This window comes from Bacillus halotolerans (assembly GCF_001517105.1).
In the GTDB taxonomy this organism is placed as follows: Bacteria; Bacillota; Bacilli; order Bacillales; family Bacillaceae; genus Bacillus; species Bacillus halotolerans.
This window is the reverse complement of record NZ_LPVF01000001.1, coordinates 290779-304853: the sequence shown is the minus strand read 5'-3', so window position 1 is coordinate 304853 and position 14075 is coordinate 290779. Positions and strand designations below refer to the sequence as shown.

Annotated in this window: 15 protein-coding genes; 5 read left to right on the top strand and 10 right to left on the bottom strand. The window is 45.3% G+C overall.

Features of this window, described 5'->3' with window-relative positions; genetic code table 11:
• Positions 1-64: 64 nt before the first annotated feature.
• Positions 65-2248 (bottom strand): DNA topoisomerase III, encoded by a 2184-nt coding sequence (locus tag AU387_RS01410; protein ID WP_059334511.1) that lies wholly within the window; start codon positions 2246-2248, stop codon positions 65-67.
• 64 nt (positions 2249-2312) lie between these two features.
• The gene (gene lrpC, locus AU387_RS01405) at positions 2313-2747 is read right to left on the bottom strand and encodes a transcriptional regulator LrpC (protein WP_044161797.1); all 435 of its coding nucleotides are present in this window, start codon (positions 2745-2747) and stop codon (positions 2313-2315) included.
• 150 nt (positions 2748-2897) lie between these two features.
• On the opposite strand from lrpC, the gene AU387_RS01400 reads away from it, so the two are divergent.
• From AU387_RS01400 to AU387_RS01385, 4 genes are all read left to right on the top strand, one after another.
• The gene (locus AU387_RS01400; RefSeq protein ID WP_044161799.1) at positions 2898-3098 is read left to right on the top strand and encodes a helix-turn-helix transcriptional regulator; all 201 of its coding nucleotides are present in this window, start codon (positions 2898-2900) and stop codon (positions 3096-3098) included.
• A complete protein-coding gene (locus AU387_RS01395; RefSeq protein WP_044161801.1) occupies positions 3095-3559 on the top strand; it encodes a DUF6773 family protein in 465 nt (154 codons plus the stop codon). The genes AU387_RS01400 and AU387_RS01395 overlap by 4 nt, the downstream gene beginning before the upstream one ends.
• 102 nt (positions 3560-3661) lie before the next feature.
• Entirely contained in the window at positions 3662-3952 is a 291-nt protein-coding gene (locus AU387_RS01390; RefSeq protein ID WP_010333070.1) for a DUF3817 domain-containing protein, read from the top strand.
• A gap of 123 nt (positions 3953-4075) precedes the next feature.
• A complete protein-coding gene (locus AU387_RS01385) occupies positions 4076-4513 on the top strand; it encodes a carboxymuconolactone decarboxylase family protein (protein ID WP_059334643.1) in 438 nt (145 codons plus the stop codon).
• A gap of 38 nt (positions 4514-4551) precedes the next feature.
• Here the strand turns inward: AU387_RS01385 and amj are convergent, their stop codons facing one another.
• The 5 genes from amj to AU387_RS01360 form a co-directional block, all read right to left on the bottom strand.
• Positions 4552-5361 (bottom strand): lipid II flippase Amj, encoded by an 810-nt coding sequence (gene amj, locus AU387_RS01380; RefSeq protein ID WP_059334510.1) that lies wholly within the window; start codon positions 5359-5361, stop codon positions 4552-4554.
• Between the two features lie 511 nt (positions 5362-5872).
• Positions 5873-6295, bottom strand: coding sequence for a pyridoxamine 5'-phosphate oxidase family protein (locus tag AU387_RS01375; protein ID WP_024120258.1), 423 nt, complete (start codon positions 6293-6295; stop codon positions 5873-5875).
• Positions 6296-6372: 77 nt separating this feature from the next.
• Positions 6373-6924, bottom strand: a complete 552-nt coding sequence (locus AU387_RS01370) for a GNAT family N-acetyltransferase (RefSeq protein WP_059334509.1) — start codon at positions 6922-6924, stop codon at positions 6373-6375.
• 90 nt (positions 6925-7014) lie between these two features.
• Positions 7015-7518, bottom strand: a complete 504-nt coding sequence (lyxE, locus tag AU387_RS01365; protein ID WP_044161808.1) for a D-lyxose ketol-isomerase — start codon at positions 7516-7518, stop codon at positions 7015-7017.
• Positions 7519-7532: 14 nt separating this feature from the next.
• Positions 7533-8393 carry an SDR family oxidoreductase gene (locus tag AU387_RS01360; RefSeq protein WP_044161809.1) on the bottom strand — a complete coding sequence of 287 codons (861 nt, stop codon included), beginning with the start codon at positions 8391-8393 and terminating at the stop codon, positions 7533-7535.
• A gap of 152 nt (positions 8394-8545) precedes the next feature.
• Between AU387_RS01360 and AU387_RS01355 the strand changes: the two genes are divergently transcribed.
• The gene (locus tag AU387_RS01355) at positions 8546-9142 is read left to right on the top strand and encodes a class I SAM-dependent methyltransferase (RefSeq protein WP_059334508.1); all 597 of its coding nucleotides are present in this window, start codon (positions 8546-8548) and stop codon (positions 9140-9142) included.
• A 17-nt stretch (positions 9143-9159) separates the two neighbouring features.
• On the opposite strand, the gene AU387_RS01350 is transcribed toward AU387_RS01355, so the two are convergent.
• The 3 genes from AU387_RS01350 to AU387_RS01340 form a co-directional block, all read right to left on the bottom strand.
• Positions 9160-10671: a class I adenylate-forming enzyme family protein gene (locus AU387_RS01350; protein WP_044161813.1), complete on the bottom strand. Its 1512-nt coding sequence runs from the start codon at positions 10669-10671 to the stop codon at positions 9160-9162.
• A 210-nt stretch (positions 10672-10881) separates the two neighbouring features.
• Complete coding sequence (locus AU387_RS01345; protein WP_059291938.1) at positions 10882-12966, bottom strand: BglG family transcription antiterminator; 2085 nt, start codon at positions 12964-12966, stop codon at positions 10882-10884.
• A gap of 190 nt (positions 12967-13156) precedes the next feature.
• Entirely contained in the window at positions 13157-14059 is a 903-nt protein-coding gene (locus AU387_RS01340; RefSeq protein WP_044161818.1) for an aldo/keto reductase, read from the bottom strand.
• Between the last annotated feature and the right edge of the window lie 16 nt (positions 14060-14075).

The window sequence follows — 14075 nt, the reverse complement described above, 5'->3', positions numbered from 1 at the left end:
TGAACTTTCAAAAAACAGGACCTAAGTCCAATAAAAAACCTGTGCGAATCGCACAGGTTTCTTTTTATTGATCCAAACCGAGTTTCTTCAGCTGTTCCGCCAGCGCATTGTTAATCGGTTCGTCCTTATTTTGTTTTTTCATATAAGAAGAGACGTCCCGCTTTGTAGCGCGCCCTTTGTCTTTGTTTTTCCGTTTTTCAAATACAGAAAGCTTCTCACGGTGCCCGCAAACGCACGCGAAGGTCTGGCCTTCTCCTTGGCCGCGAAGCTCCATTCTTTTATGGCAGTTCGGGCAGCGCGCGTTTGTTTTTCTGGCGATCGTTTTTCTGCTTCCGCATTCCCGGTCCTGGCACACGAGCATGGTGCCGCGCTTGCCGTTTACCTTCAGCATCATTTTGCCGCACTCCGGACATGCCGTTCCCGTGATGTTATCATGTCTGAAGGTTTGGCTGCTGTTTTTGATTTCTGTTACTGTTTGCTTAGCATAAGCCTTCATGTCTTTAATAAAGACAGCGGATTTTAATTTTCCGGCCGCAATGGCGGACAGCTTTTGTTCCCACTCTGCCGTTAAGGCAGGTGATTTCAAATCCTCTGGAACGAGCTGCAGGAGCTGTTTTCCTTTTGAGGTGATAAAAATGTCTTTGTCTTTTTTCTCAATTAAAAAGCTGTTAAACAGTTTTTCGATAATATCGGCACGCGTTGCAACCGTGCCGAGACCGCCTGTTTCGCCGAGCGTTTTCACAAGGTCTTTTTCTTCTCCCTGCATAAAGGCGCTTGGGTTCTCCATAGCTGACAGCAGCGTCCCTTCATTAAAACGGGCCGGCGGTTTGGTTTGGCCGCTTGTTTCAGTTAATGTGCGGACAGTGAGCGAGACGCCTTTTTGCAGAGCCGGCAGCGTCTGATCTCTGTCGTCCTCCTGCTCGTCATCCTCGTCAGCCATATCATAAACAGCTTTCCAGCCTTGTGACTGTACGGTTTTTCCCTTCGCCGTAAAGGTTTCTCCGCCGATTTCTGCCATGACCTTTGTTTCTTCATATTCGAAAGCCGGCATCAGCACAGCTAAGAAACGTTTGGCAATCAGGTCATACAGCTTGCGTTCTTTATCGCTGAGACTGCTGAGAACAAGCGGCTCTTCAGTCGGGATAATCGCATGGTGGTCTGACACCTTAGCATCATTGACGTAGCCTTTGTGCGATTTGATGCCGCGCTTTTTAATTTGAGTGACATATTGGGCATACGGTTTCACTTCCATGCCCTCAAGCCGGTCTTTTAAGGTTGGGACAATGTCACTGGATAAAAACCGTGAGTCTGTCCGCGGATATGTGACAAGCTTGTGCTGCTCATACAGCTTCTGCAGAACTGAGAGCGTTTCTTTTGCGGAAAATCCGAAACGTTTGTGGGCGTCCCGCTGGAGTTCCGTCAAGTCGTAAAGCGCAGGAGCAAAGCTTTTTTTCGCTGTTTTTTTCAGTTCAGCGACCACCGCCTGTTTTCCATCAAGTTCTTTTAACAAACGGCTTGTCACGCCTTGATCGAATGTTCTCGTCTGCTTCGATTTTTTGTCCTGCCACGTCAGCGTCATTCCATCGACTGCTGCGCGAATGCCGTAATACGGAACAGGCTTAAAGGCTTGGATGTCCGCCTCGCGCTTGGCAATCATGGCTAGCGTCGGCGTCTGCACACGTCCGCATGAAAGCTGGGCATTGAATTTTGTGGTGAGCGCACGGGTCGCGTTAATGCCGACAATCCAATCCGCTTCTGCTCTGGCAACGGCTGAGTGGTACAGATTTTCATACTCTTTGCCGCTGCGCAGCTTTTGAAAACCTTCCTTGATTGCTTTATCCGTCACAGATGAAATCCACAGCCGCTTGATCGGTTTGCGGACGTTCGCTTTTTCAATGATCCAGCGTGCGACGAGCTCACCTTCCCGGCCGGCATCAGTGGCGATGACGATCTGATTGACATCTTTGCGGGTAAGCTGCGCTTTCACTGCATTGAACTGCTTTCCGGTTTTTTTGATAACAACAAGCTTTAGCGGTTCGGGGATAATCGGCAGATCCTCAAGCCGCCATGATTGAAATTCTTTTCCGTAGCCTTCCGGATCAGCAAGTGTCACCAAATGGCCTAAAGCCCATGTGACAATATATTGATCTCCTTCGAGATAACCGTTCCCTTTTTTATGGCACTTCAGCACCCGGGCCAAATCGCGGCCGACTGAAGGTTTTTCAGCTAATACAACTGTTTTTGACATGCTTGATCACTTCTCTTTCTTTCACGCTCATCCTTTTATTATAACAGACTTGAACAATCACTCTCTAACCGCGCCCGTTTTTCGTGTCAATTTCTGAGAAAATGACGTGAGTGACGGTTTGGGCGTAAGGCGTTGTTTTGTTGATGAAAGCTTCTACTGCTTCAAGGCTCTCCGCGTTGATTTTCAGTATATAGCAGGCCGCTCCTGCAATCCGATAGCAAAATTCAATATTCGGCAACGTTTGAATGTAGCTTTTGAATCGATCGTAATCCCCGTTTTTGACGGTTGCTTCGACAATACAGGAAACTGGAAGGCCAATTTTTTTCTGATCAACCTCCAGCGTATATTGTTTAATGATGCCAAACGATTCCAGCTGTCTCACCCGTTCGGTGACCGATGGCGGGGACAGCTTAATTTTCCTTCCTAACTCTCTCATGGACAAACGGCTGTCTTTTTTCAATTCCGCAATGATATTCAAATCAATTTGGTCAAGTTTCATATCAAAATCCTTCTTTTATTTTTGTTCACATTATCTCGGGAATTTGTGTAAATGACAAGGTAAAGATTTAGATTTCATTGACTTTCGAACAGATGAAAAGTAATATATATTTAACATTATGCAATATATAAATTACATAGAGGTGCAAACATGACGAATCGCGTAAAACTCGCACGGGTGGAAAAGGGGTGGACCCAATCTCAATTGGCACAATATGTTCAAGTGACCAGGCAAACTATCGGATTGATTGAAAAAGGCAGGTACAATCCAACGCTGCAGCTATGCATCGCGATTGCGAAGGCGCTGGATAAGACACTGGATGAATTATTTTGGGAAGGGGACTGCCAATGAAGCATTTATTTTTTGTTTTTAAAGATGAATATGTCGAAAAGAAAATGAAACAGTTTTATGGGGAAGCAGGATTTATACTTGCTGCCTTAATGCTGATAGATCTCATTATTAGAGGTTTTGTTCTTCAACGAGATCCTATGGAGTACATGGTAAGCGGTGTGGGATTTGCTGTTTTCGCAGGATATATCCTCATTCGCTATTTACTATCAGGTCTTGAGCACCCTGAGATTGCGACTGAAGTGACCTACCGAAAAAAAAGAAAAGAAATATTGGCAGCGAGCCTTACAACAGGTGTAATGTTTTTTATTATTAGTATACTGTTTACAGGCTGTCCACATACTCTTCATGAGTGGCTGGACGCATTGACATTCGCAATTCTGTTTTTCTTCTTTTATTTTATCATCAACTTTTTAAGTCTCCGAAGATCTTTTCTAAAAAACAAAGAGCTGGATGATGAGTAAGCCAAATATGAATGTTTTCCGAACATTTTCTGAATCTTGTCATATATGCCCGTAGGATTGTTTATAGTATAGATGAAAACGTGTCCACAAGGAGGGCGATTTATGCTGCAAACGCCGATCGGAAGACTTCGCACGATGGGTTTTATTGAAGGAATGTCACTCTTAATCCTGCTTTTCGTCGCCATGCCGCTCAAATATTGGGCAGGCCTTTCGCTTGCGGTAACAATTGTCGGTTCTGTTCACGGCGGATTGTTTATTTTGTATTTGCTTGTGTTGGCCTATGTGACATTCTCTGTGAAATGGTCGCTGAAATGGTCAGCCGCCGGTTTCGTCGCCGCATTCGTCCCATTCGGAAACTTTTTGTACGACCGCGGATTAAGAAACTTTAAATAAACGATAAAGCGGCATGTTGTGCGCCGCACTGTTAAGAAAAACAGCTTGGATCTGCTTCAGGCTGTTTTCTTTTTTAACCCAATCATCATGAAAAAATATACAGTAGTGAAAGGAGATGGAATGATGACGAAGAGGATTCCCTACGACCAACTAGCACCTGATGGATTACATATCATGATGAATATGGAGGCATACACGAAAACATCCGGTATTAACCGGACAACAAGAGAGCTAATGAAAATAAGAGCATCACAATTAAACGGCTGCGCCTACTGCATTAACATTCATACGAAGGATGCCCGAAAAATGGGAGAAACCGAACAGCGCATTTACGGATTAAACGCTTGGGAAGAGTGCAGTTTTTATACACCTGAAGAAAAAGCAGCATTATTGCTGACGGAGCATGTCACTTTTATTTCTAACAAGCGTGTGCCTGATGATGTTTATCAAGAGGTGCGTGAATTTTATAATGAAAAAGAATATGTTGATTTAATCCTCATCATTAATCAGATTAACAGCTGGAACCGAATTGCCATCTCTATGGGCAACATCGCCGAATAAATAAAAAGCTGACCTTTTACAGGGTCAGCTTTTCGCTATTAAAACCATTTTGTCAGCCACGCGATATAATATGCACCAGGGATAAACATAAGCTGGGCAAGAAGTGTGCCCGCCACCCTTGACGTCACCATTGTCACAGAGGTCCATTTCAAATAAATATAGCTTCGTTTTCCTTTTGCCACATCATCGGCAAGAACAGACACTTTCGGATCAACAAAAATGGCCAGCAGCATCGTCGCAATCCCGTTGATTAAGCCTGAGGCCATAACCGCCGTCGTGCTTCGCTCGGGTGCTAGCAGCCCTGCGTACAATGCGGAGAGCACGCCAATTGTATAAATGGACGTGATCAGCATGTTGATGACAAACAGCCGTTTTGGAATCAAGCGCATGTGAAATCCCTTCAAATACGAAGCAGACGGCAGACGCAAATAGGAGCAGGCATTTTTAAATCCATTCTTAGAAAATCCTTTACGAAAGACTTGTAAAACGGAGCCGCCCCCGCCCGCCAAGTGAATGATCGCACGTGAAAACAGGGCGACAAACGACGGGAGCAGGATAATGCCCACAATAGTCCCAACCGTCGAGCCAAAGATCAAGAACCGGAACTGCTCGCCCACGAGCGCCAGCGCGTTTTTTCCGGCATCGTCAATTAAGCGCCCTGTGAAGGGCTGCTGCACCATATTTGACTTTCTTGACACGATTACCATGACATTAAACAAGGAAAGCGCGGACGCGATAAACCCTACCCGGGCCCCTGAAAGCCTTGTGGCATAGGCAAGGGTCTCTATTGAGTGAATCAATAACAAAAAACAGAAAATAAAAACGACTTGTGTTGTAATGACATGCACGGTATTCTTTCCTCCAGTTTCATCCTAGTGATAAGACTGAAGGAAACAACCAGAAGTTTCATGTGTGATTTGTTTTTTTCACAATAAAAAACCGCCGGCTTACGCCGAGCGGTTTGTCTTATTCTTTTCTATACGCAAATAAAGATTATATGATCCGCCGATTCGGGCGGGTTCGATTCATGTAGCATTGTTCCGAAGAATCATTCTGGAAAGTAAACACCATGGAAATTTCTTGAACACAAGACAACGAAAGCCCTACCTCTCAATCGTCACTGCGGCTCCGAAGCCGCGCCGGTGTGAATTGTAAAACAAAAAAGTCTTTTTTCCATCTCATCGTTAGGGGCGATTTGTTATGAAGGAAAAGAATAAGGGCAGCTGGTTTGCTGCTTGTGAAGCGGTAAAAGCTTCTCTCTCAAAACAGAAAAAAGAAGTTTACTTTCTTTTTTATTTGCTTATTTTTCTTGCTTAGCTATTCATGATAACATATCGCCCCTGCAAATACAAACTTTTATTATAATTCGAGTGAGACTGGTGTTTTCTCTCCCGCATTCATTAGTCTGATATCTTCCGGTTCGATTTCAAGAATCACCAGGTTCGGGTCATCCTTGCCGTCGAACCAGCGCTCCAATTTAGAACTCCAGATTTTGTCTTTCAATTCTGATGAATTGTTTATTTTTGCTTTTCCTGTGACTTCGACATACGCATCGCCAAAGCCTTCACAATCATAACCTAATAAAATGTGCACATTAGGGTTATTCTCAATTTCTTCAGCTTTATGAGTTTCTTTGCTTGTCGGTGTATAAATCGTCAGCCCGTCATGGAAGAAAGTCATGTAGCGGGAATGCGGTTTGCCCTTTTGAACCGTTGCGAGCGAACCTACTTTATGGTGATCTAGAACATCAAGCACTTTTTGTTTAATATCTTGCTGATTCATCTCGAATCACTCCTTTTTAACGTCTCCGCTGTTACTTTTCCACATCCGGGAACGATTTAAACAAGAAAATGCGCTCTTTATTTTTCTGCTTCCCATTCACGCTTTAACAGACTGTAATAGACGAGATCGTGGAACTTGCCTTTAATGAATATGCCTTCCCTTGCTGTTCTTTCCTCTTGAAAGCCGAGGCGCTCCGGGATCGCTCTGCTTTTGTGATTTCCGGCAGCCGCGCAGATGGCAACCCGATTCAATTCCAGGTCCTGAAAAGCATATGTGATGAGTGCCCGGCAGGCGGCAGTGATAATGCCTTTTCCTTCGTATTCCCCGTCAATCCAATAGCCAATTTCCGCTTTTTTATTCACTTGGTCAAGGTTATGCAGGCCAATCATGCCGCACAAGCTGCCGTCATACAGAATCCCCGCTTCGATTCCGTTCAGGTCAGCATACTGACGCCGCCAATCGGGAATGAGGGTTTCCCTGTACGTTTCGGCATCACTTGGATTTTCAGCCCAGAATAGCCATTGGCTGATTCGCTGTTGGTTCTCATGAATGATCGCTGCCAGCCGATCCGCATCCTTTGGCTCCAATAACCGGATGGTAATGTGCTCGTTTACACTGCAGGTGAACATCTCCCTCGCCCTCTTTCCTTTTTTACCCATTATAACGGTATTTCCGTTTTTTTCAATATAAAAAAAGGATGGGCTTTTTAAGCCTCATCCTTAAATTCTAGGGTCGGTAAAGATGTCATGTTTGTCTGTGCTAGTCGAAGACATTTCCGTTACGACAGCGCCTTCCTCCCCTGCCTGGAACCAATGCTTCGTGTTCGGCGGAATTGTATATTGCCCGCCGGGTTCAAGCTCGATCTCATGCCAGACTGTATAGTATTCTTTATCCTCTTGAGGAGGAAGAACCTTTGGAAGCTGCGTGTTTTCTCCTTCAACATATAGATACACTTTTCCGTAGCGGCAGCGGAAGGTCTCCTGCTTGCCTTCCTGCCCGTCAACCGGCGGATGGCGATGCTCCGGGCAAGTCTGCCCCGGAAACAGCACCAGTTCCTTTGAACAATAACGGTCTGTATTCACATAGACAAAGAGCTGGAGCCCGGCTTTTCGTTCTTTTCCCAAGCCGTAGTCCATGAGCTGAATTTGTTCTACTTCATCATCCGTTAAGACAATACCGGCTTTTTGATAGTAGCTGTTTACTTCTTCTTTCGTGATGCTCATTTCCTCACTCCCTTTTACGTCGTCACAAAGCCTCCGCCGTTTACATGCAGCGTTTGTCCTGTCATATAGGATGATTCATCTGATGCCAACAGCACATAGCAGCCGACATGCTCAACAGGCTGACCCGGACGGCCCATCGGCGTATTTTGCCCAAATTGAGCGACTGTATCTTCTGAGAATGTAGACGGAATTAACGGCGTCCAGATTGGTCCCGGCGCTACCGCATTTACACGGATGCCGTCTTTGACAAGCGCCTGCGCCATTGTTCTTGTAAAGGCGTTGATCGCCCCTTTTGTCGCTGTATAATCAATCAGTGTCGGGTTCCCTACGTACGGGTTGATGGATGTCGTATTGATGATCGCGCTGCCTGGTTTCATATAATCAATTGCTTTTTTAGTCAAATAAAATTGTGAATAAAAGTTTGTTTTGAATGTGCGATGAAGCTGTTCGCTTGAAATATCTTTGATGCTTTCCTTCGGATGCTGCTCACCGGCATTGTTCACAAGGATATCCAGACGGCCGAGTTCATTGACTGTTTTTTCAACCGCTTCATTACAGAACTCCTCTTCGCCTACATCTCCGGAGATTAAGAGACATTTCACGCCTTCTTGTTCCACACGTTTTTTTGTATCTTCAGCATCTCCCTGCTCATCCTTGTATACAATGGCGATGTCAGCGCCTTCCTTTGCGTAAGCGACAGATACCGCACGTCCGATTCCGCTGTCACCGCCTGTAATGAGTGCGACTTTTCCTTTTAATTTATCCGCACCTTTATAATGTTCGTACTCATATACCGGACTTGGATTCATTTCGCTTTCGATTCCCGGCTGGCGATTTTGGGTTTGTGCCGGCAGTTCTTTCGGATAATTTGCCATGATGATTCTCCTCCTTTGTTTTTCATGTCTATTTGTTGTGTACCTCGTGCATACTCTGGGTAAACATGGATGAGCACCTTCGGAATGCTTTATCAGAAAAATGTTTCACATGAAACGCAAGGAGGAAAATGATGTGAAAAGGAGGTTGCTGAATGATTAACATGCTTTCTAAAAAATTCAGCAGACCGAAGGGGATGTTCGGCATACTTGCCGGATACATCATGGCTGCTGAAAATAAAACACTGAATCAGTGGACAATAGATCAGCTTGGCTTAACACGCGGAGACCGCATTCTAGAAGTCGGTTTTGGACCGGGATACTGCATAAAGCAGATGCTGAAACGCGAAAAGAGCGTTCATATTCATGGGATTGATGTATCAGAGGCTATGCTGAAGCTGGCTGCACACAGATTAAAAACAGACCGTGTTCGCCTGATACAGGGCAGCATTGAAACGTTCCCCCTCCCCGCCGCGTATTACGATAAAGTCATTTCCGTTAACAACTACACGATTTGGAAAGACCAGCAAGAAGGCATCAAACAGATTTTTCAAGCATTAAAATCCGGCGGCAAAGCAGCTATTACGATGCAGCCCCGGGAAGCAGATGCCGGTCCCGAGAAAACTGAATCGTTCGGAAAACAGATGCTTGCTGACCTGAAAACGGCAGGCTTCAAAGACATTGATATCCAATATAAAGACATTAAACCTGAGCTTTCAGTCTGTGCAACCGCAAAAAAGCCCGTCACATAAATGACGGGCTTTTTCTGTTATGAATGTACGGCTTGCTTGCGCAAGACGTCTTTTTTCACTTTGCCGAGATTATTTTTCGGAAGTTCCTTTACGAATTCGATTTCAGGAATTTTGTAAGCGGACAAGCGTTCTTTACAAAATGCAATGACATCCGCTTCAGTTATTTCCTGAGTGCCGTTAGTGACGATAAAGGCTTTTGGTTTTTCTCCGTACAGCTGATCCGGTATCCCGACCACTGCTGTTTCAAGGATGCCCGGGATCTGCTGGATGACTTCTTCCACCTGATCAGGATAGACATTGTCGCCTCCGTAAATAATGACATCCTTGTAGCGTCCGGTGATGAAGATAAAGCCGTCCTCATCCAAGTAGCCGGAATCTCCGGTTCTGAACCAGCCGTTTTGCAGCACTTTTGCTGTCGCTTCAGGGTTTTCCTCATAGCCTTTAAATAAGAATGGGCTGTGGACAACGATTTCTCCGATTTCACCTTGCGGCAGCTCTTCTCTCGTCTCAGGATTTTCTACCTTGACTTGAACATCAGCAACGGGTTTACCGGCAGAGGCCGCTTTATCCATTCCCATTTCAGGAACCCATGTGCTGATTCCCCAAGCTTCTGTGCTTCCGTAACCGTGAGCGAGCTGGATGCCGATATCAAGATACCGCTGAATCAGGCTGCTAGGCACTTTTGTTCCGCCTGTCATTAAAATGATGAGCGAGGACAGATCGGTTTGATGTTCTTCCCACGCCTCAAGCAAATAAGTGTAAAACACAGGAAGGGCCATAATCGTTTGAATTTTTTCCTCTTCAATAACCTTCAGCATACGAACGGGATCTTGATCCTTTGTAAAAATAAACGTGGTTCCCGCAAACGTTCCAAGCATGATACAAATAAGCGCACTCGTATGATAAATCGGGTGGCACGCAAGAAAACGCAGATTTTTCATTCGTGCGCTTGAGCTATTTGACTTTGATACGTAATTGTATATACCGCCATGGGTGATCATGCATCTTTTCGGATTTCCTGTTGTCCCTGACGTAAACATCAGAAGCGCTGTATCATCCGGAGAAACCGTTTCTGCTTCCGGCAAATGATCAGGGCCTGCAAAAAGCGCCTCAAACACTGGAGACGTCTCATACGCTGTTCCTGTTTCCATGATCAAACGCACAGAAGACAGCTCAGGCAGCACTTCATCCATTATCTCTTTAAATTCCGTTCCGTAAAACAATGCTTTCGGTTCACTTGCTTTTAAAATGCCTGTCATCTCGTATGGTTTCAGCTGCCAGCTGACGGGCACTACAACGGCCCCGATTTCAAGTGCGGCAAACATAATGGTTGATGCGGGGTGGCCATTTTTGCAAAGCAAAGCCACACGGTCGCCTTTTTGAATTCCTTTTTGAAGCAGAGCATTCGCCAGCTGATTGATCCGTTTGTGATATGCTGCATATGTCAGTGTGTGGGCTCCGCTTTTTACAGCTTCTATATCTTCGCTATCCGGCATGTCATGCAGAATCAGATGCTGTAATGTTTCCATATTGTCATCTCCTATATTCTCTTGAATCTTCAATAATTTGTTAGATTGTCTTCCTTACCTCACCCATTTTAACCCAAAAAAGATAACTTGTAAAACTATTTCATTTTGGAATTATTCCATTACAGAATGATAAAATAGTCCCGCATTTTTTTATTTTGTGCTGCATCCATACAAAAACACACGCCTTTTTTTGGCGTGTGAAATGGGTGATTACGGGATGTTTTTTTCTTTCATCCATGTGAAAAAGATGCGGTTTAATCGCTGATACAGTTCTCGTTCCCCTTCCTCCTGAAAGCCCGCCATGCTTTCTCCGCTTTCAATAATGGCAGAGCTGATCGCACTCAAAATCTCTGATCCTTCAGCTGATAATGCGGCCGGCGCCATCATGACGAGAATTCTTGTCATATCGAGGGTATTTCCGTCCATGCCATTGACTTCAAAAGATGTGCTGAGGTCATACATTTTGAAAAAAGGCAGGACGATATGATCATTTTTGAGATGATACAGCGCCATGTTTGTACCCGGTATGCCCAATCCCCCTTGTTTTTCGCGTTCTGCAAGGCAATCCGCCGCTTTTTTCGGATCTCGGATGAGGCCATCCTTTTTCAGCTGTTGAAAAAGCTCAAACAGCAGCATGCCGTGATCCGGCTTTGTTTTCATTTTAGTAAGTGAAAAATGGCGCAAGACGTCTTGAATCACCGCCATGTATCGTCCCACGCTCTCCGCCGCTGCCAGCATGTCAGGGATGTCGGCTTGCCGCGTTTCTTCCTTCGGGCTTCTTTTTTTCTCAAGAATGAGCGGGATTTTCCGCTTGATATACTGCTTCACCTGGTTTGCGTCTTCCTCATTTAAAAGCGGGCTGACCATAATATAATCGATGTTTTGATAAGGGATCGGCACAGTGGACACAATCATATCATAGGCATGAGTGTCGCGGTCCTTCAGCTCGATCAGTGATGACATATCAAACGATTCAATTTCAGGCAGCTCTTTCTTCAATCTCGAAGCAAGCATTTTCGAAGAACCGATTCCGCTTGAGCAGACAACAAGCGCTTTCACTTTTGCTTCTTCTTTTTTGATTTCAAGCGCTGAACCGAAGTGAAGAACGATAAAGGCGATTTCATCATCAGAAAAGGACATGTCCGGGAAAAATTTTTCTACGCCCTCTTCTATCGCCATATACAGCAGAAAATAATCGCGCTTGATCTGTTCCTTCATTGGATTATAGATGTCGATGTTTTCTTTCATGCGGCTGATGGCCGGCTCCAAATGGGCAATCAATCCTTCATATAAAGAGTAGTTTTTCGTCAGATCCATTCTGATTTTTTCTGAAATAAAAGCGATCAGCCGTTTTGTTTGCAAGGCTGTTTCGAGCTCTATTTCCTGCGCTCTGTATTCTGTTTTGTATTTGCGGTTGGCGCTTCGCAGGTGGATCGTAATATAGCCGACCTCCGCTTCCGGGATCGTCACGCCGAAAGCACGTTCAAGCTCGCCCGCGATTTCCAGAGCGGAGCTGTATTCTTTTGCACTCTTGAGTTCGCCAAGATCGCTCTCTTCCATGCTGATCGTTTCGCCCAGTTTAATGCGTTCGATCGCAAACGTCAGATGAACGACAAGCGCTATATAGGAGCTGTCAGATAGAGAAAATGCGATTTTTTCTTTCAGCTGGAATAAAATCCGCTCCATTTTTAACAGCTCGCCTTTGCTGACAACCCCGAACATCTTCTCGGAGGAATCGGCTTTTCCTTTAATGTTTAATTCAACCGCTTCCAAAAACATTTGGATATCGAGGCGGTTCACAATCAGATTGCCGACAATTTTTCGTTTCGCGTTCTCCGGCCCCATCAGCTGGATGCCAAAGCCTCTTTTTCGGATCAGTGTCAACCCGAACGGAGAAATCCATTTCTCCAGCTCATCTAAATCGTAGCTGACCGTAGCATTGGTGACTTGCAGATCATGAGCGAGCGTGTACAGTTTCACTGGTTCTTGGGACTCCAATAGCGAACAGAGTATCAGCAGTTTTCGTTCGTCGGCGCTGTATTCATGCTGTTCATGTGACAGCTCGGTGAGCAGCTTTTGTTTATCTTCGGGATTTCCTACCGCCTTCAAACCTTTGCCGGGCTGTTTATCGAGCTTGAGCCCCATAGTCTCCATCAGCGGCTTGATTGATTTCAGCTCCCTGTGAATGGTTCTGGTGCTCACTTCCATCAGCTCAGCCAGCTCCGTTACGGTTACATACCGGTTCAGTAATAATAAATGCTTTAAAAGCTTTTGTTCTCTTGCAGTCATATACATAAAAAGGCCTCCAGACATTCGTGATGTGCGGATGAAGTCGCATGGAGATATAGGAAGAGGAAAAAAAGAGGTTTTCTTTATTAATATAAAACGCTTTCAAACAGGATTCAATCACTTATAAATGGGAATTTGGCACTAAGCGGTGTGACAATATTGAAAAAGCATCAGCCGTTATGCTGATGCTTTTTCTTTATGGTATATCGCGGCCTTGTACGGCTGTATAAATACGGAACCACTGATCCTGATCAAGCTTATACGCCAAGGCGTTTACCGCGGCGGAAATACGCTCTCGTTTTCCGCTTCCGACAATCGGCATGATGCCGGCCGGATGCGTGAACAGCCATGCGTACATCACCTCGTCCAATGAGGCGGCACCGATTTCAGCCTGAACAGTTTCAAGCGCCGTGCGAATGCGCCGATCTTTTTCCGTGTTTCCGGCAAATACTTTACCGCCTGCAAGCGGCGACCAGGCCATCGGAGAAATCCGTTTTTCCTGACACAGGTTCAATGTGCCGTCCTGAATATTTTCTAATTCATATGCGGAAAGCTCAATCTGATTGGTGACAAGCTTTTCAGGCAGATACGATTCCAGCATCCGATATTGATGGCCTTTAAAGTTCGACACACCGAAATATCTGACTTTGCCGGAGCTTTTCAGCGCATGAAACGCCTCAGCCACTCCTTCCGGGTCCATGAGCGGGTCCGGTCTGTGAATCAGCAGCACATCGATATAATCCGTTCTGAGATTCAAAAGCGACTGTTCAACAGACGCGAGAATGTGTGTTTTGCTTGTATTATAATGGTGCGATCTGTGGGCAGGGCGTTCAGGTGATTCAAGAACGATGCCGCATTTTGTGACCAGCTCTATATTTTCCCTTAATCCGGGTGAAAGGGCAAGAGCATTTCCAAACCCTTTTTCGCACGTGTAGCCCCCGTAAATATCCGCATGATCAAAGGTGGTGATGCCTTGATCGACACACCACTCAATGAGACTGAGCAGCTCAGCGTCTGAATAGTTCCATTCATTCAGACGCCAAAGCCCGTGTATCACTCTTGAAAATTGAAGATCCTCCGCCAAATGAATACGCTGCATGCAAAATCCCTCTTTT